Origin of the sequence: Saltatorellus ferox (assembly GCA_007751475.1) — a bacterium.
In the GTDB taxonomy this organism is placed as follows: domain Bacteria; phylum Planctomycetota; class UBA1135; order UBA1135.
In genome coordinates this window covers 4,598,135-4,616,454 of the sequence record CP036434.1, presented here as the reverse complement: position 1 = coordinate 4,616,454, position 18,320 = coordinate 4,598,135, and the positions used below count along the sequence as shown (strand labels likewise).

Below are 18,320 nucleotides of genomic sequence, written 5' to 3'. Positions count from 1 at the left end.
ACCTCCCAGCCCTCCATCCCTCACAAGGGCGCCGCGCCTCCCAGCCCTCCGCCCTCTCTCCCATCTAAGGCTGCATTGGTAGCTGCCATGCCGCCCCGCCCCGCCCCGCCCAGCCCCGCACTGGCCCTGACCATTCCGCTGTCTCCGCAGCTCCATCGAGATCGACCCACAGATTCTACTGAAGACCCAAAAATCCTGGCCGCAGGAGCTCGGGCGCCTCGGAAGGAGAACAGATGCGGTTGAGACGATACGGTAAGCCCACCATGCTCAGCCCCACCCTCAACCTCACCCTCACCCTCGGTCTCTCCCTGGTCGTCCCCGCAGTCGCCAGCCCCGTGCTCCAGGCCGTCGCCGTGAGTGGCGGGGTCACCACCTCCAGCGAACGCCGAGGCGACATTCTCGGACCCGACTCGCTCACGCTGCCTGCGCCTATTCGGCGCTGGGACAACGCCCTCCCCCTCGGGAATGGTCTCACGGGAGGACTGCTCTGGGGTGAGGGCCGCGAGCTAAGGCTGTCGCTCGATCGCGGCGACCTCTGGGATGAGCGCGGCCATGCGGACGTGTACGATCCGAAGCGCAATTACGCGACGCTCCTCGAGTCGATCGAGACGCGGGATCGTGAGATCTGGTCGAGGTACTTCGACGACACCTACACAGGATCCAAATGGACGAAGATCCCCGGCGGTCGACTGGTGGTCACGCTCCCCGAAGGCAGCGCCGCCGAGACTTTCCACCTGGACTTCGAGAAGGCTACCGCTGAGGTCACGCTGACGGACGAGCGCGTCGTCCGCGCGTTCTTCGCCGCAGACCACCCGGTGGCTCTACTGCAGCTACCCATCGGCTCCAGCTTCGACTTCGTTCGCCCGGCCTCGCTGAATTCGCTGGGGTATCCAGAGCCGCAGATCGAGCGGGCCGAGACGTCGATCAGCTACACCCAGGAGACCGCGGAGGGATTGGTCTTCAACTTCAGCGTGCAGTGGGAGATCGTGGACGGGCAGGTGCTCCTCGCGATCTCCACGAACACGAACGCCGAGGTGAGTGACCCGGCGACGGCTGCCATGCGAGCCTGCTCACGCGCGATCGAACAGGGCTGGGATGCGCTCCACGAGACTCACGTCGATTGGTGGGCGCGTTTCTACCACAGCTCCGAGGTCACGCTCCCCGAGCCGCGCCTTCAGCACCACTACCACCTCGTCAAGTACTACTACGGCGCCTCTTCGCGATCCCATGCCAGCCCGATGCCCCTGCAAGGGGTCTGGACCGCCGACTCGGATGGCCTTCCCCCATGGAAAGGCGACTACCACAATGACCTCAACACCCAGATGACCTACGGCGCCTGGCAGACCGCAGGGCTGACGGACTCAGGGTTGGCGTACATCCGCTACTACGTCGATCGGCTGCCTCAGTTTCGCCGGTATGGCCGGGACTTCTTCGGTCTGGACACGGCCATGGTACCGGGTGTCATGACCCACGCGGGTCAAGCCATGGGAGGGTGGCCGCAGTACTCCATGGGACTGACTGCGGGTCTCTGGAACGGCCACGCCTTCTACCGCCATTGGAAGACCACGGGCGATGGGGACTTCCTCGCCTCCACCGCTTACCCCTGGCTCAGCGAGATCGCAACTTCGGTGCTCGCATTGACAGAGCTACGTGACGGCCTTCTCTACCTCAAGGCCTCCACGAGCCCCGAGTGGAATGACGCCAGCTGGAGCGCCTACCTCACGCCCAACACCAACTTCGACCAGGCGCTGCTGACGTGGGCAACAGCCGCCTTGGAAGAGATGGCCACCGCGCTCGACCATCCCGAAGACGCGGAGCGCTGGGCGAACTACCGCGCGAAGATGGCGCCCCTGGTGTACGCGCGTGAATCGCACGAATTGCTGATCGCCCCGGGCATCGCGTTCGCGGACAGTCACCGGCACTTCTCTCACGCGCTCGCCATTCATCCACTCGGGATCCTGAACGTCGACCAGGGCCCGGAAGCCCGGAGCGCTGTCCGCGCGACGGTCCGTCAGCTGATCGACCAGGGCTCCAGCGCATGGGTCGGGTATTCGTTCACCTGGGCTGCGGCCCTTGCTGCGCGAGCCGACTACCCGGAGGACGCGGCGCGACTGCTGACGGACTTCGAGCGGGCGTTCGTCTCGCGCAACGGGTTCCATGTCAACGGCGACCAGACGAAGTCCGGCCTCTCGGGCTTCACCTACCGCCCCTTCACGCTCGAGGGGAACTTCCTCTTCATGGACGCGTGCCATGAGATGTACCTGCGCTCCCACGAGGATACGCTCCGCGTCTTTCCCGCCGTTCCAGAGCGCTGGAGAGACTGCGCCTTCGCCGACCTGCGCGCCGACGGGGGCCTGCGAGTCTCCGCCGTCCGACGCAACGGTCAGACCGAATCGGTCACGATCACGGCGACCCGCGCCACGCGGGTCAGGTTGCTGGACACGTTTGCGGACGAGACGCTCCACTTGGATCTGGAGTCAGGAGAGTCGAAGACCTTGACTCGGCCTCGTACCGAAGTGAAGACGCAGGACCACTGATCGCTGCAAGCGTCAGCGTAGCGCTCGAGAAACAGCTCACCCGAGCCACCAGGCCGACACCAGAACGCCACCACCATGACGTCAGACTCCTTCCCCGCCGGACTCAAATCCATGACCGATGCTGGAGGGCGAGCTGGCCTCGAGCTCTCCGGACCCGGCGGGCGCGTGCGGTTGACTCTCCTCGGTGCCCATGTGCAGAGCCGTCTTTCTGCCCGCAGATCCTCTCACGTCGGCGGAGGTCGAGCGTGTGCACGGCGACGCGATCGCGCGCATCCGTCGCGTGCTGAAGCGCTTCTCCCTCGACCCAATCTCACTCGGTCTGGCCCTACGCAAAGGGGACGAACCCCCTTGGGAGTACGCGGACGGGGGCGCGGATGAGTCACCGCTGCTCGACTTCGGGGATGCGCGTGAAGGTTCGTTCTTCCCAGGCCTGAAAGCGGCATCGGTGAAGTCGCTGATTCCGTTGGGCGAGGCCGCAGGCCGCCCGCTGAAGCGCCTCATCGACCCTGATCTCGGCCTTGCGTTCCAGTCGTCGGGTTGGGGGAGCCAGTACGTGCCGCCTCCACTCGTGGTGAATGCTGACGGGTTCTCGTTGCATGCGGCGACGCTGATCCGGAAGGGGCAGCGGGCGCAGCTGGAGAAGCTCTGCCGCTATGTGACGAGGCCCGCCATCAGTCTGGAACGCTTCGATGTCCGTCCCGATGGGATGGTCTCGTGGCTGCTGCGCAAGGCCTGGCGTGATGGGACCAAAGGCTTCGTCATGACGCCGCATGAGTTCATGGCTCGACTGGCGGCGATCGCGCCGCATCCGCGCGAGCATCAGCTGACGTATCAGGGAGTGCTGGCCCCGGCCTCATCATTGCGTGATCTGGTGGTGCCGCGTCCCGTGGTTCGGAAGGAGCCGAAGGATGTGGACGTCGCCGATGAAGACGGCTCGAAGAGTGCGGGGGAGCCGTCGAAGGACCAGAGGTGCATCCGCTGGGCAGATCTTCTGAAGCGGGTGTTTTCGGAAGATGTTCTCAGCTGCCCGCGCTGCCGCGGGCGCAGGCACATAATCTCCGTGATCACAGATCCGGAGACAGCGCGGAAGGTGCTGGAGGGGGTGAGAGCGGCGGCGAGGAGGTCATCCGATTCGCTGGGTGGGGGAGACCTGTCCTCGCCAGGGCCGAGCCGTTCCCCACCGGCAGAGCCCGAGGTCCGAATACCGATGCCGCCTCGGCAGGGGCGGCTGGACTTCGGGAAGTAGAAAGCTGCGGAAGAGCGGCGCGCGGGCGATCGTGCTCGATGAAACAACAACAGCCCGCGCCTTGGGAAGGGTGCTGGCTGCAGGTCGTGGTGAAGTGAACCGGTGGTGCTCGTCGGAGGGGGCGAAATCGGGCGAGTTCGGCTCAGCGAAGAGCCCGATGGCTGCCCGGGCGCTCCCGCGTGGCCGGTGAGGATGGGGGTAGCGGTGAATCGGGCTCCAGGATACGGTGACTGGCGTGTCGACACACCGCTTGGAGTTCCTATCCGTCGTTGAAAACGTCTTCCCATACGCCGGGAGGCTGGTGCGGATACATCGGCGGCCCGCCGACGTCGTCGACGAGCAGACCGGACACGGCCAGCGCAGCGTCACGGATCATCCAGCTCGGCAGCCGATAGCGCGGCCCGCGCGCGAGCAGGTCGCCGTGGGGATCGCGGTCCATGAGATCGGGACTCCCTTCGCTCGCCTGTGCGTATACGCGGCTGGTGACGATCGTGCGCAGGAGGTGTCGCACGTTCCAACCGCTCTCCATGAAGTCCACGGCGAGCCAGTCGAGCAGCTCGGGGTAGCGCGGGCGTGCGCCCTGCACGCCAAAGTCGCTCGGCGTGGAGACCAAACCGCGGCCGAAAATCTGTTGCCAGATCTGATTGACGATGACGCGCGCGGTCAGGGGGTTCTGGCGCGACGTGACCCAGCGAGCGAGGTCGAGGCGCGATGGGCTCTCTGGCACCGTATCGCCCGCGAAGACCTCGCCGGGAAAGCCGCGGGTTACGGGCTCTCCCTTCTTGTCCCAGACGCCGCGCAGGAGCACGGACGTGACGCGCGGCTCCCCGCGCTCTCGCAGCACCGTGACGGCCAGCTCTCGGGCGGAAGTCTCGGCGTCCCGAAGCTGCGCGGCGTAGCGGTCTCGCTCTCGGCGAGCCGTTTGCCAGGCGGGGACGTCCTCGAGGTACTGGAGGAAGAGCTCCTCGCGCAGCTCGCCATCCAAGGCTTGCTCAGCCAAAGGGCTCTGCACGCGCGACGACAGCTTCTCGAGCGGCGTGGCGCCGACTCGCTGCACCGCCTGCCCGGGCTCGTCCGCGACGCTGATGCGGATCGCGCGCACGTGCGCCTTGGGAACGGTCGAACGGTGGAGGATCTCGACCACCAAAGACTCATCCAGGGCGAGGCGAAGCGGATCTCGCAGCGCGAGCACCGCGGTGGCGGTCGCATCGACCTCCTTTCCCGCGGTGGTCCACCCTTGCCTTAGATCGTCGCCGAGCAAACCGGAGACCGGACCGTTCTGCGCGTCGCTGCCCTTGCCCTCGACGTTCGCCGTGACGGATGCCAGCTCGACGTCACGCAGCGTCGTAGCGCCTCGCTTGCGCACGCGCAGCTTCACGCCGGTCATGATGAACTCACCGTCGTCCGTGAAGGAGAACCCGGCCCCGGGCGCGCCCTGCACCCTCGGGATCTCCAGCCGCAGGCCGGTGACGCGGTGCGTGGGGGATCCATGGACTTCGAGGAAGTAGTCCTCTTGATCCATGCCCAGGGAAGCGCAGAGGACATGGCCGTCTCGCTGAGCCACCAGCTGGCTGCCCTCGGCGGTCCAGAGCCCATCGGGAGAGAGCGGTGTCCACGCCTGGTATCCCTCCTGGACGCGTGCGGTCTGAGCGTCGAGCCACGCCTCGAACCGGCCCGCGTGCCCTAGCCGGACAGCAGCCAGCCGCTCGTCAGCGTCCGCGAGTTCGCGCCTGGCGCGCTCGAGGTGGGGCTGCGCCGCGGGCGCCGTGAGCTTCTGGAAGGGGCCCGCGCCTCCACCCGCGTGGCCGGACTCGTCGATCGAATCGAAGAACGCCGAGAGGCGGTAGTAGTCGCGCTGGCTGACCGGATCGAACTTGTGATCGTGGCATTGCGCGCATTCGAGTGTCAGGCCGAGGAACACGGTGCCGAGGGTGTTGGTGCGATCGCGCACGTAGTCGACGCGCGACTCCTCCGGGTCGCGTCCGCCCTCGCCGTTGTGCATGTGGTTGCGCTGAAAGCACGTGGCGAGGATCTGCTCCTCGGTGGCGCCTGGCAGCAGGTCACCTGCGAGCTGAAGCGTCGCGAACTCGTCGAAGGGCATCCCTGCGTTGAAGGCCCTGACGACCCAGTCCCGCCACGGCCAGTTCGTGCGCACCTCGTCCTGCTGGAAGCCGTCGCTGTCTGCATAGCGCGCGACGTCGAGCCACCACATGGCCATACGCTCGCCGTGGTGAGGTGAGTCAAGGAGCGCATCGACGTAGGCGCGCCATGCCTCGGCGTTGAGCGTCTCGCCCAGTGCCTCCAGCGCCCCCGGTTCCGGCGGCAGGCCCACGAGATCGATCGAGAGGCGTCGCGCGAGCGTCCGCGCGCTGGCTGCCGGAGCCAGCTCGAGGCCCTCGGCCCTCAGTCGGCGCTCGACCAGCGCGTCGATCGGGTGCGCGGCGCCCTCGGGGAGCGCCGCTTTTTTCGGCGGCACGAACGCCCAGTGCTGCGACCAGTTGGCGCCCTCGTTGATCCAGCGCCGCAGCACTTCGCGCTCTCGATTCCCGAGAGGTTTCCTGTGCGCCTCGGGCGGCGGCATCACCTCGAACTCGAACTCGGAGGTCACGCGGGCCCACAGCTCGCTGCCCTCGGCGTCGCCGGGCACGATCGCCGCGTAGCCGCCAAGATCTGCGAGCGCGCCCTCCCGCGTATCCAGCCGCAGCCCGGCCGCACGCGATCCCGCGTCGGGGCCGTGGCAGGCAAAGCAGCTGTCCGACAGAATCGGTCGCACCTCACTATCGAAGTCGACCGGTCCACTCCGTGTTGCGTGGCCCTGGGCCAGGAGAGTCAGCGTGAGGAGGATGAGAAGCACTGGATCATCCTATCAGCCAGAAACGGCCGAGGGTCTCGCCAGCCCCCAGTATCCCCTCTTCGAAAGCCAACAGGGATCCTATCGCGCGTAGGTGGAGAGAGCGCCTCAGATCAGTGTGCTCAGGAGACTCAGCAGGGTGGAGGCCTCTGCGGAGAACTGAAGTGCTTCGGTGGCGAGGCGCTCCGCTTCGTCCGCGGCGTCGATCTGGAGCTGACCGGTCGTGAGGCTTGCGGTTCTCGCGCTACTGCCCGCGCTGTCCGCCGCCGCTATTGCGTTCGCTGCGGCGGACTGCAGGCTGCTGTAGGTCGTCTGGGCGACCGGCGAAAGTTCAGCGGCGAGTCCGGAGACGAGGCCCGTCCCATCGGCCTCGAGGCTGATTGCCTTGTTCGCGTGGTCGCGCGCAGCGAGCGCTGCGCGGGTGGCGCGAGTGGCGGGGCTGGGATCGTCCGCCGGGGCGGTCGTGTCTGCCCGTTGGACCGCTCGCTTGACGGCGGTAGGCGCCGTCGCGACGTCGGCTGGCAAGGTGCTGATCGCGACCTCGGTGACGGTTTCTTCGTCGCTCATGGCCGTGACGTCCGTGCCCGGAGCGGCGGTGAGTACGGCAGCGCGCAGGGTTCGCAGAAGATCACGCATGTCCTCCACGGCGTCCGTCGACTCCGACCCCGCTGGGGTCGTCCAGCCGCGCATCGTGCCGTCGCGCGGGTCCTGCCAGCGCGCGCCGATGATCCGCCTGGCGAGGCTCGAGTCGAAGCCCGTGAAGCTGCCGCTGTAGCTCGCCACTTGCTGGCTCTGATCCATGTACTGGATCTGGAGATCGGTCTCGATCGACGCCGTCGACGAAGGGACCGGATTGACGCCGCGCATGGCGAGGGCCAGGAGCGGGTCGACGCTGAGTGAGCGGGCGATCTGTTCACCGAGCGGGACCACCTGCCATGAGAGCTGGCGCGGCAGGGCCGGAAAGCCGTCGCCTCCGATCCCGAGGCGCCTGTCGACGGTGAAGTGTGAACCCGGTTCGGTGATCACCACGCGGGCCACGAGGCTACCTTTCCAGCGAAGACCTGCTGGAAGTCTCGCCATGTCGTCCCCCTAAGGGTGCGTCATTTCGACACCCCGCTTGGAATTCCTATCCGTTCGCTGCCTGGATGTCACGACAGTGGATGTCTTGCAGGCTTTCCCCGGAAACTTCTGCGAGGGCCCTCCGTCAAGCACGGACCGTGCCGTCGTGATCTCCCCGGTTGATGCGATCACAGAGTTCGCTGGCCTGCCGGGGCGTCTTGCAGGGTATCAGCACCTTGTTCTTCCCCGTCTTGTCGTTGGTGATCAGCGGAGTCCCCGCGTACGACGTGATGACTCGACAGGTCCCCACGTGCTTCGGAATCTGGATGATCGCCATGGACCTGAGGATAGCCCGGACGTCAGCGCGCTTCGAGTTGAAGCACGAACTCCTCGAGGACCGCGGCCACCACGGCGTTCGCCTCCGGCGTGTAGTGATCCGACAGCTCCCCACCCTGGCCGAAGAACCCCCGAACGTCCCGCTCCTCCGCCGCTCCCTTCGCACGCAGGGCCTCGCTCGGCCTGATGAAGGGCACATCGCGCTGGCGGAGCGTCTGGACGAGCGTCGTCATGCGCCAGTCATTGACGGGAGCGGAGGTAGCCGTTCGGGCCTCGCCCTCGAAGAGCACGAATCCTGCGCGCAGGGACCTCTCTTCCAGCCCGTCGATCAGGCGGTGCGTCAGCGCTACCGCGAGTGCGCTCTTCTCGTCTTCGTGACTCGAAGGCCCCAGCCCGGTGTGACGGAGCGGGCCGTGCGTCAGGAAACGCGCGAGGTAGCTGCGGATCCCGAGCGGGTGCTGTTCCAGATACTCAGCGAGCGTGGGCGCGGGTATCCCGCTCGGCCGGAGACCCTCGTCGTCGAGCTGAAACACGGGCTTCGGGAAGCCGCGCATCTCGAGGACGCAGCGGTCCAGATCGTCGTCCACGAAAACGCCGATGAGAACGACGGGCGCTGCATGGGCGTGAGAGTCGATGGTGGCTTCGAACAGCATCGTGGTCTGATCGAGTCCGTAGCCGCTCACCCCGAAGTTGAGCAGATGGAGCGGGTTCGGCGGGTCCGAGCGATGGATCAGGTCCTCGAAGCGCGTTCCGACCGGAGTGACGCAGTGCGAATACGAGTCCCCGTACAGAAGGACGAGCTGTCTCCCCTCGCGCTGCCCGTCCGACGAGTGCGTGAGGGTGACCGGGTCGATCGCATTTGAGACCCATCCGAGAGAGGGGTGATATCTCTGCGGCCTTTCTCGTCCGGCTCCTTGGCGCCAGAGACGGGCGAGCTTGTAGTAGTCCTCGTCGGACTGATAGTCCGCGAATCGAGAGGGCCTCCTCAGCGCCCAACCCGGCCCGACGCCGCCGAAGAGCAGGACCCTGAGCCCGATCTCGAGAAAGAGCGCAGCGGCCACGAGGGCGATCGTCAAGGCGAGAAGTCTCCGCTTCATGGGCGCATGATGGCCCGAAGCCGCTTTCGCGACCATCACGGATTGGCTCCCGGACGCTCAGCTGCTCGCCCTGAGATAAGCGCTACCAATCGACAGACCGCTTCGTTTCGAGCCCAGGGACCACATCAAAGGCACTTGCGCTTCGCTTCGGGGCTTCAACTGACTCGGCGCTTTCGGTCCAAGGTGGCGGTGACCATCAGGACCAGGCCCGCCAAGGACACCGCCGCGTAGACTGCAAGGCGTTGAAGGGCTGCGTCCCCGAGGAAACCCTTGACGCCGGGCTGCCCGGCGTGGGCAGCAGACTCCCGTAGCGTGGTCGCGTTGGCCGCTGCGATGCCGATCGCGAGCAGCCCGAGGACCGCGCGGGCGACGCGGCGGGGACCGTGGCCGAGCACCAGTTCGAGGGTCAGTCCGAGCAGGAAGAGCCCGAGCGCAATCCACAGGTCGCTGTGCTGCCGGTGGGGGGACAGTCCCATGGCATGGGCAGCCCAGGGCAGGAGGCAGGCGGTGGCGCCCAACAGCCAGGTGGCGCGTGCGAGTACTTTCATTGGGTAGAGACTACTGTTCCTGGCGATCACCGCCCGCCCATGGCGGGCGAGCAGGCGCCTCACTTCTCTCTGGCAAATGTGGCCCCACCCGGTCAGGCTCGCGCTCCCATGAACGCGTTCGCCACGATCCTGCACGGGCTCAAGAGCCCCACGAACGTCGGCTCGATCGTGCGCACCCACGTGGCCATGGGCGGCGGCCCGCTCCTGATGGTCGGCCATGAACGAGCCTGGGATTTCCGAAAGAGCTCCCAGGCTTTCTCGAGGAAGCTCGAGACCAGGTGCGAGATCACCTACGTGGCGGAGGACGCGGAGTTCTTCGATTGGTGCCGTGCCGGTCACTGGAGCGCCGTGGCCATCGAGATTCGGCCAGGGGCCGCGCCGCTCCACAAGATGGTTTGGCCCGATCGGGTCGCACTCGTCCTCGGGAACGAGCGAGACGGGCTCTCGGAGCAGTTCCTCGATGCCTGCACTGCCCTCGTCCGTATCCCTCAGTTCGGCCCCGTCGCCTCGCTCAATGTCGCGATCGCCCACGGCATGGCCACGTACGAGCTGCAGCGCTCACGAAGGTCCTCATTGACACCCATCGCAGGCAAGTACCCGGAGCCACGTCAGGCGCCGAGCGAGCCCCGGAACGAGCGTTGATGAACCGCTGTTCCAGGGAAACCGATCCTTGCTTCTGTCTCGAGCGTTCCGACACAAACGGACCAGGTGCAGTTGTTCCGGAACAACTGCACCTGGTCCGTTTGTGTCGGCTTCTCCGGGGACAACCTCTTCCTGAACACATCCTTTCGCGAGCGGGCGATGGTCGTGCTAGAACGTCTCTTGCACGACTCGCACCGTCTCCGCCAGGCCGCGGCGGTGTCGTTCGTCGGAGGCGAAGGCTTCCAGGCTCTCCAGTTCGTCCCAGCAGTCGAGTCTTCTCGCGGGATCGAAGGCGACGAGCAGGAGCAGGCCCCAGTAGGTGACGCTGTCGGGGACCTCGTCCGGGTCCTTCGTCTCCGAGTACCCGCAGTGGCGCAGCGCATCCAGCGCCGCCGCTCCGTAGCGCTCCGCGTCCTTCTGGAACTTGCTATCCGTTCCCAGCACGCGTTTTTCGGCAACACCCTCTCCCACAGGTCACACGGTAGCGCCTGAGCGACCGTCGGCCCACTCCGCCGAGCTGAGCACCCCCGGTTCTGCTGCTTCGACCAGCACCACTGGTCCGCTTCACCACGACCTCCAGCCAGCACCCTCCGCAAGGTGCTGGCTGTGTTTGTTTCATCGAGCCCGACGGCCCGAGCGCGGCGTCACCGCTGCGCCCTACTTCCCGAAGTCCAGCCGCCCCTGTCTAGGCGGCATGGGTATTCGAGCCTCCGACTCTGGGGGTGGAGAGCGGCTCATCGCTGGCGAAGATGACGCTCCCCCATCCGATGATGCGCCCGATTCTATCGCCGCCTTCCTCACCCCCTCCAACACCTTCCGCACCGTCTCCGAATCCGTGATCACCGAGATCATGTGCCGACGTCCTTGGCACCGTGGGCACTTCAAGACGTCGACCGAAAAAACTCTTCGGAGGAGATCGGCCCAGCGAATATACGTCGATGCCTCCGACTCGGTGCTCGCTGGATCCACCTCGTCAGCGTCCTTCGGCTCCTTCTGAACCACCGGGCGCGGGACCACTTGGTCGCGCAGTGGTGAAGCCGGTGCCAGTACCCCTTGATAGGTCAACTGATGCTCGCGCGGGTGCGGAACCAGCGCGGCTAGCCTCGCGAGGAATTCGTACGGCGTGAACACGAAGGCCTTGGTGCCATCCCGCCAAGGCCGGCGCAGCGATCACGAGATCAGACCATCACTGCGCACCTCCAATCGATCGAGGCAGAGCACTGGCCTCGTGACATAGCGGCACAGCTTCTCGAGCCGATCACGCTGGCCCTTACGGACCACCGTGGCCGCATGAAGTGAGAACCCACTCGAGTTCACCACCAGCGGAGGGGAGACGCGCTGACTCGACCAGCCTGCGGACTCGAACGCTCTCTGCAGGTCGGGATCGCGGAGCCGCTGGAGCGGTAGGCCGGCGCGTGGGCCGAACGGCACCAGTGAATTCACCGAGGCTGCCTTCAAGCCTGGAAAGAACGAACCGTCACGCGCATCGCCGAAGTCCAGGAGCGGCTGTTCGAACTCGGTTGAGTCCGCGAACTCAGCGGTCCCCTTGACACCGGTACGAGGCGGCAGGCCCAGGGCGAGTGGGTTCAGATCGTGCTTCTCGAGCACGCGTCGAATACGAGCGATCACGTCGCGATGAACGCGCTGGACCTCATCGGACTTCAGAGGGCCGGCAGGCAAGAACTCGGGGCGATCGAACGCACTACGTGTCACGTAGACGCCGTCCAGGTAGAGGGAGTGGTAGTGGACGTTGGCTTCGAGCGCCGACCCAAAACGCTGCGTCGAGTTCACCGCTCCGGGATGGAATTGAATGGCGTCACTGGTGGCAGTGGGACTCACACCATCGGGATGCGGCTCCTGGCCCTCGAGTGCAAGTGCTGCCTTCGCCCGACGCACATACGATGCCGAGACTGCACGAAGGTGGGCGCGGCTCACATCGCGGCAAAGGCACGCGTCCATCGCCATCGCCAACCGAAGGGGTTTCGGAACCGACAGGACCCACTGGCGCACCGGGACGTCCGGAAAAACTCGGTCGACGAGATGTGCGGCAGATTGCGCCATTTGCCGCCCGCCACAGGCTCGGCGAAGTTCTCGCCTCGATCGGTCAGTAGATTCGGCTTCGAGCGGGGTGCTCGCGAACGCGAGGCGAGGGTAAGGTGGCTTGACCATGGCCCAACCCGACGCACGCGAGCACTCCACCGGACCGAGCTTCCGAGGGTGGGCCGCAGCGCTCGGTCTTTTGACTCTGGTCGGCGCCATCTGGCTGGGAACCCGCGCGGATCGAGCGGGAGAGCCCGAGGTCCTCGGGGGCGCCGGTGACTCCTTGGCCGCAGAGACGGCGACGCCGGCGGAGCTTGTCCACCTGGATCCCGTGGATCCCCGCGACGCGACTCGCAGCCAAGGGACCGCGGCAGAGCCGGCGCTGGCTCCCGCCCTGGCGCCCGAGTCCAAAGAGGCGACCCAGGTCGGCGCCGTCTCCGTTCTAGTGCGCTGGAAAGACTCAGGCGAGCTGGCTTCTGACGTGAGGGTCTCGCTGCGGCCAGGCGCGTACTCTGGGTCGCCATTTGGACGCCGGAGTGAGAGCACGGACGCGCTAGGGCGCGCCGAGTTCTCTGGCGTACGGCCCGGCCCCTACGCCATCGCGGTCCCAGGCACGCCGGAGGAAAGCCGCGCGTCTCTCGCGGTGGAGCCCGGGCTCACCGCGGAGATCACGCTGACGCTGCCCGCCGGGATCTCCTTCCGCGGCAGCGTGCTCGATGCCGTTGGCCTTCCGGTGCCCGAGGCCGAGATCGTCTGGGTCGGCTTCTTTGGAGAGTCTGAAGTGGTCGCCGAGTCAGACAAGTCCGGTGCGTTTGCTTTCAGAGGCATCCTCACGGACGGCGGGCTCTTCGCCCGTCGTCATCCGCAGGCTCCCTCGGCCAGGCGGGAGTGCAGCGTCGCGGACGGCAGCCAAACCGGCATCGTCCTGCGGCTGCGGGGAGAGGGCGCTGCGCTAGAGGGAATCGTCGTGGACGAAGCGGGCCAGCCGGTGGCAGGAGCCCGCATGAGCCTCGCCTCGGACGGCCCGCACACGGACGCGCCGCACGGTTCGGAGACGAGCTACCTCAATCGGCCGGCGCGACTGCGCGCGCTGACGGATTCTGAGGGCCGCTTCGCCTGGTCGGGGCTGGCGCCGGTCGGGTGGACGGTGCTCGCGGACGATCGTGTGCATCTGCCGCTCCTTCAGAGCGTTGTTCTGGCGCCGGGCACCTCCGAATCGCTGCGCCTGACGCTCGCAGCGGGAGCCACCGTCTTCGGGACGGTCACGGACAGCCGCGGCGCTCCCGTCGAAGGCGTCCACGTCTCCACCTATGAAGTGCTGAAGCGCAGCCTCCAGTCGTCGCGCTCTACGAAGTCGGACGCCGCCGGCGCCTACGAGCTGATCGGGGTCGCCCGCAGCGCCGAGCAGAAGGTCAGGGCCGTCAGAGTGGGAACCCCGGACGCCGCAGAGGCCGTGCTGGATCTCGCCAGCGTCGACCGCGTCGAGTGGAACCCGGTGGTGGCGCCGCCCACCGGCCTAACGGGCTTCGTCCTTGGACCGGGCGGCGAGCCGCTGGAGGGGCTGATGGTGATCGCACTCGACGACGCAGGCGGTTGGGTTGACGTGGCGCTGACGCACAAGGACGGCGACTTTTCCATGGGCGAAGATATGGAGCGCGCCCGCGACCTGAACGTCCAGCGGACCGCAACGCCGGGGCGCCCCAGCCACCCCATGGCATCACTGCACCTGGAGAAGGACATCTTCCCGGCGGCCTCGCCTGTGGTCCTCCAGATCACCGCGGAAGACCTCGCGCACGGCGCCGCCCGTGGCCGGGTGATCGACGCCACCGGCACCGTCCCCGCCGGCGCCAAGGTGTCGATCGAGCTCGTGGGGTTTCCGCTGGCCTTCACGACCGACTTCGAGCCCGATGGCTCCTTCACGCTGGACGAGCTTCCGGTCGGGACCTACGGCGCGACGTTCACCGCGCCCGACCGCGCCACGTGGAAGGGCGAGGTTGTGATCGAGGCGAGCGAGACTTCAGAGCTGAGTGACATCCCATCGGGCAGCGGCGGCATGCTCCAGTGGGAGACGTCGTCCCTGAACAGCTCGGGCTGGCCAGAGGGCACGGACGCGATCGTGCTGAGCCAGGCGAACGGAGAGCACGAGCCCCTCCCCCTATCCGACATGGATCCAAAGGGCCCGCTCGCCGCGGGCAGGTACTCGCTGCGCTTCAGCGCGGCTGGCTACGCCCTGGCGAGCGTCGAGGTCGACGTCCGTGACGGGGAGACCACGTCAGTGCTCCTGCCCGCGGCCACCCCCCAGGAGGGCCCCAGCTTCCAGATCGAGGCCAAGGACGGAACGTGGCTGAACGGTCGCGTCTCGCGCGCCGATGGAGCCGTCGAGCTGCCGCTGTCCTTCCTGACGGAGGGCGCCTCCCACACGCTGGCCCTGCCCGGCCTCCCAGACGGCGCCTACGTGCTGAGGCTCAGGGCCATGACCCAAAGAGAGATCTCCCACGGCTTCAGGGTGGGCCCTGGGGGGGTCGGTGCGGCGCCCCCCACGCTCGTGCTCGAATAGGGCGCCAGCGGGGGAATCCCGAGAGAAACTCGGGCTTCGTGGCAGCCCGCTGCCCGGGGCTCCGCATGGGCTGGTGAGACCCTACGCCTTTGGATCGAAGGCGGGCTGGATCCAAGTCAGACCCTGCGTCGCGCGGCCACGCACGTGCTGGCGCGCGCCACCTTGATCCTCGTCTTCGCCTACCACGGCATAGTGCCCAAGCTCTGGCTGCGCGACGCCGGCGAGCAGGCCATGCTGCGCGCGGGGGGGGTGCCTGAAGGCCGCGTCCATCAGGCCCTCATCGCCATGGGCATGGCCGAACTGGCCTGGGCCTTCGTGCTCCTGGCCTTTGGCTCACGGGCCTGGCCCTACCTGATGACGATCGTCGGTATGTTTGCCGCGTTGGTGATGGTCGGGATCCAAAGTCCGGCCTACTTGGGTCAGGCATTCAATCCAGTCACGCTCAACCTCGGGGTCGCTTCTCTCGCCGGTATCGCTTGGATGCATGCCAACAACCTTCCCTCCGCTCGCCGCTGCCTCAGGCGCAAGCCCAAGGAGTCCTGACCGATGTCCCAATCCATGTACGCCAAGGTGCTAGGGGCAGATTTCGACCTCCTGCATCCTCAGATTCAGCGTCGTTTCGGCTTCACGAGCGCCGACGGTATCGCTTCCATCGGCAACGGCATCATGTCCCGGGTCTGGCACGGCAAGCCCTACACCCTGCCCTTCCTCTACGTGGGCGCCTGGCGCCGGATCATGTTTCCCGAGCAGCTGAAGGACGTGCCCTTCACCATCGAGAACTACGCCTACGTGGATGAACTGGGCCGCGAAACTATGACCTGGATCCGCACCTTTCGCGGTCCCAAAGTGCGGCGCTTCGACGCCTACATGATCCACAGCGTCGAGCGCGGCTGCATCGTCGATTACCTGGGCACTCACCAGCATCTGGCCGTAGACATCGAAATGTCGGTCAGTGAGCAGGGGGGCCTACGCCTGCGCTCCGGCTCTCAGCGCTTCTACGAACGCTTCCTAGGCTTCCGCTTCCCCATGTTCTTCTCCGGCATCGCCGACGTCCATGAGTGGTACGACGACGCTAGCGGCCAATTCCAAATCCAGGTCGACGTGAGGAACTCGATCTGGGGCCCCCTCTTCGGCTACCGCGGCTACTTCGACGTGGAATGGCGCCCTGTAGCAGCGGGCGAGGTGCCCGAGTGCGTCCTGCCCAAGCGAACCGAGCGCCGGGAGTGAGCGGAAGGGACGATCCGTCACGAACGCAGGCGGTTTCTCACTGCACGCCGCGACGCTGATCCGGAAAGGCGAGCGTGCTCAGAACGGTCTCCAAACGGGCGAAGTACTCCCATGATGGGGAGCCCTGACTTTTGGGGCTGGGAGACCCGCAGGCAATGGAATGATCACGAAGCCCATCGGCGAGGGCCTCGCCATGCTGATCATCTCCATGGAGACCGAGGAGATCGGCGCACCATGCCAGTCCGAGGGCCGATCTACGCCAGCCTCACCGAGATCACCCCCGCGCACCAGATGTCGGGGAGGGCAACGGCCACGGCTTCGATCTCGGGAGACCTCGCGGCAGCCGGCTTCTGTGCGCTCGCAGCGGGTGCGGTACGAGAGGCCGGGCCGATCCGCGTCAGATTGACTGCGGAACCGGAAGCCAGACCTGTCGGTTCACCCCCCCCCCTAAGGCTGCGTCATTTCGACACCCCGCTTGGAATTCCTATCCGTCCCACTGGTGGTGAACGCTGACGGGTTCTCGTTGCATGCGGCGACGCTGATCCGGAAGGGGCAGCGGGCGCAGCTGGAGAAGCTCTGCCGCTATGTGACGAGGCCCGCCATCAGTCTGGAACGCTTCGATGTCCGTCCCGATGGGATGGTCTCGTGGCTGCTGCGCAAGGCCTGGCGTGATGGGACCAAAGGCTTCGTCATGACGCCGTACCAGTTCATGGCTCGACTGGCGGCGCTCGCGCCGCATCCGCGCGAGCATCAGCTGACGTATCAGGGAGTGCTGGCCCCGGCCTCATCATTGCGTGATCTGGTGGTGCCGCGTCCCGTGGTTCGGAAGGAGCCGAAGGATGTGGACGTCGCCGATGAAGACGGCTCGAAGAGTGCGGGGGAGCCGTCGAAGGGCCAGAGTTACATCCGCTGGGCAGATCTTCTGAAGCGGGTGTTGGATCACGCAACCAACTACTGTCGATGTCCCCGATTCAACGGAGCGATTGACGGTCACTCATCCCTTCCACCCGCGCTCCGGTGAGGAGCTGCGGGTCATCGCCGTTCGGCGAACCGCTGGCGAAAGCCGGGTCGACTGCTGTGACGGCGCCGGGGTCGTTTTCAGCCTTGTAGTGGCCTGGACCAGCCTCGCCGAGGTGGATCCGTTCGCCCGGGCGAGCGTGGGGCGGGCGCCGTTCCGCGTCGAGGAGCTGCTCCATGCAGTCGCGCTCGTGGCTGCTCAGCGGCAGGCCGCGCCAGAGCCTGGAGGCTCGAGGGTCGGCAAGGAGGCGGAAGATGTGTAAGTCAAACCCTGCCGCAACTGTAAGGCAAAATATGCCGCTTGCAGATGGCTCGCGCCAGAATGGCAGCGAGACGATTGTGGTTTTAATTCCACGAAAGTGCTCATTTTCAGCGGAGGGCGTCCTTGAAGTCGCCACCAGGCGCGGCATAGAACTTAAGTCAGTCCTCCAGTTCAAGTGCCCAGACCACCATGCCAACCCCACCCCCCGACGATCCCAAAGCTGGCGACCTGGGCCGCTGGTCCATCCTCAATCCTCACCCGGAGGCGGTGAGCGACCGGCTCTTTGCACAGCTCGACTTCTTCGACCCGCGCGACATGCTTCAAGTGAAGTACGAGATGCTCAGGCGGGTCCACGTCGACGGGGACAGCGTTGTCAAGGCGGCCGCGGACTTCGGGCTTTCGCGACCCGCGTTCTACTCAACCCTGGCCGAGTTCGAGCGTGCGGGCATGGCCGGGCTGCTGCCCAAGAAGCGCGGCCCGAAAGGTGCTCGCAAGGTGACGGCTCCCGTCCTTGCGCTCCTGCGCGAGTTGCTGGCGGAGGACAAGCACCTCACCGGTGCGAAACTGGCCGACGAGGTGCAGGCGCGGCTTGGCCTGCGGCTTCACGTACGAACGATCGAGCGAGCCGTGGCCCACGAGGGCTTGCGAAAAAAGCCCCGCTGATCCCCGTTCTGTACTCGACGGGCGGTCCTGACGGCCCGAAGGCGGAGGGAAGTGAGATCGAGGTGGGCCTCGCGCATGCGTACGAGGAGATTCGTCGTTCCGTCCTGATGGAGGCTTCGGAACCGGCGAATATGCCGGGCGGCGAGGACTCGTCGGTGCGAGCGATCGAAGTCAGCCGCATGACGGTCCTGCGCTCTCGGCGCATTCTGCAGGTTCGCGGATCGGCGGCCTGGATCGC

15 protein-coding genes and 1 pseudogene are annotated in these 18,320 nt (G+C 66.5%); 9 read left to right on the top strand and 7 right to left on the bottom strand.

From position 1 onward, the window contains the following. The first annotated feature begins 263 nt into the window (after positions 1-263). Together Poly30_RS16535 and Poly30_RS16530 are read left to right on the top strand one after the other, a co-directional pair. Positions 264-2,537: a glycosyl hydrolase family 95 catalytic domain-containing protein gene (locus Poly30_RS16535; protein WP_145199460.1), complete on the top strand. Its 2,274-nt coding sequence runs from the start codon at positions 264-266 to the stop codon at positions 2,535-2,537. Between the two features lie 190 nt (positions 2,538-2,727). Then, a complete protein-coding gene (locus Poly30_RS16530; protein ID WP_145199457.1) occupies positions 2,728-3,783 on the top strand; it encodes a transposase in 1,056 nt (351 codons plus the stop codon). A gap of 259 nt (positions 3,784-4,042) precedes the next feature. Here Poly30_RS16530 and Poly30_RS16525 read toward each other — a convergent pair whose 3' ends face one another. The 5 genes from Poly30_RS16525 to Poly30_RS16505 all read right to left on the bottom strand — a co-directional run bounded on the left by Poly30_RS16525 (position 4,043) and on the right by Poly30_RS16505 (position 9,674). Next, a complete protein-coding gene (locus Poly30_RS16525; protein ID WP_145199454.1) occupies positions 4,043-6,637 on the bottom strand; it encodes a PSD1 and planctomycete cytochrome C domain-containing protein in 2,595 nt (864 codons plus the stop codon). Between the two features lie 105 nt (positions 6,638-6,742). Next, complete coding sequence (locus Poly30_RS16520) at positions 6,743-7,714, bottom strand: hypothetical protein (RefSeq protein ID WP_145199451.1); 972 nt, start codon at positions 7,712-7,714, stop codon at positions 6,743-6,745. 124 nt (positions 7,715-7,838) lie between these two features. Beyond that, complete coding sequence (locus Poly30_RS16515) at positions 7,839-8,030, bottom strand: hypothetical protein (RefSeq protein ID WP_145199448.1); 192 nt, start codon at positions 8,028-8,030, stop codon at positions 7,839-7,841. Positions 8,031-8,052: 22 nt separating this feature from the next. After that, positions 8,053-9,126: a hypothetical protein gene (locus Poly30_RS16510; RefSeq protein WP_145199445.1), complete on the bottom strand. Its 1,074-nt coding sequence runs from the start codon at positions 9,124-9,126 to the stop codon at positions 8,053-8,055. A gap of 155 nt (positions 9,127-9,281) precedes the next feature. Continuing rightward, positions 9,282-9,674, bottom strand: a complete 393-nt coding sequence (locus Poly30_RS16505) for a hypothetical protein (protein ID WP_419190271.1) — start codon at positions 9,672-9,674, stop codon at positions 9,282-9,284. A gap of 108 nt (positions 9,675-9,782) precedes the next feature. Here Poly30_RS16505 and Poly30_RS16500 point away from each other — a divergent pair, with 108 nt between their 5' ends. Beyond that, positions 9,783-10,316, top strand: coding sequence for a TrmH family RNA methyltransferase (locus tag Poly30_RS16500; protein WP_419190270.1), 534 nt, complete (start codon positions 9,783-9,785; stop codon positions 10,314-10,316). A gap of 168 nt (positions 10,317-10,484) precedes the next feature. Here the strand turns inward: Poly30_RS16500 and Poly30_RS16495 are convergent, their stop codons facing one another. Beyond that, the gene (locus Poly30_RS16495; RefSeq protein ID WP_145199436.1) at positions 10,485-10,760 is read right to left on the bottom strand and encodes a hypothetical protein; all 276 of its coding nucleotides are present in this window, start codon (positions 10,758-10,760) and stop codon (positions 10,485-10,487) included. A gap of 726 nt (positions 10,761-11,486) precedes the next feature. After that, positions 11,487-12,116, bottom strand: a pseudogene (locus Poly30_RS28580) (transposase); the annotation flags it as partial. A 367-nt stretch (positions 12,117-12,483) separates the two neighbouring features. Here Poly30_RS28580 and Poly30_RS16480 point away from each other — a divergent pair. The 6 genes from Poly30_RS16480 to Poly30_RS16455 all read left to right on the top strand — a co-directional run bounded on the left by Poly30_RS16480 (position 12,484) and on the right by Poly30_RS16455 (position 18,082). After that, entirely contained in the window at positions 12,484-14,913 is a 2,430-nt protein-coding gene (locus Poly30_RS16480; protein WP_145199430.1) for a carboxypeptidase regulatory-like domain-containing protein, read from the top strand. Between the two features lie 162 nt (positions 14,914-15,075). Next, positions 15,076-15,456, top strand: a complete 381-nt coding sequence (locus Poly30_RS16475) for a DoxX-like family protein (RefSeq protein WP_419190268.1) — start codon at positions 15,076-15,078, stop codon at positions 15,454-15,456. Between the two features lie 3 nt (positions 15,457-15,459). After that, the gene (locus Poly30_RS16470) at positions 15,460-16,140 is read left to right on the top strand and encodes a DUF4166 domain-containing protein (protein WP_145199424.1); all 681 of its coding nucleotides are present in this window, start codon (positions 15,460-15,462) and stop codon (positions 16,138-16,140) included. Between the two features lie 475 nt (positions 16,141-16,615). After that, positions 16,616-17,161, top strand: a complete 546-nt coding sequence (locus tag Poly30_RS16465; RefSeq protein ID WP_419190267.1) for a transposase — start codon at positions 16,616-16,618, stop codon at positions 17,159-17,161. Further along, positions 17,124-17,420: a DUF5372 family protein gene (locus Poly30_RS16460; protein WP_145194153.1), complete on the top strand. Its 297-nt coding sequence runs from the start codon at positions 17,124-17,126 to the stop codon at positions 17,418-17,420. The genes Poly30_RS16465 and Poly30_RS16460 overlap by 38 nt, the downstream gene beginning before the upstream one ends. A gap of 188 nt (positions 17,421-17,608) precedes the next feature. Then, on the top strand, positions 17,609-18,082 hold the full coding sequence (locus tag Poly30_RS16455) for a helix-turn-helix domain-containing protein (protein ID WP_145194154.1): 474 nt from the start codon (positions 17,609-17,611) through the stop codon (positions 18,080-18,082). Positions 18,083-18,320: the final 238 nt, after the last annotated feature.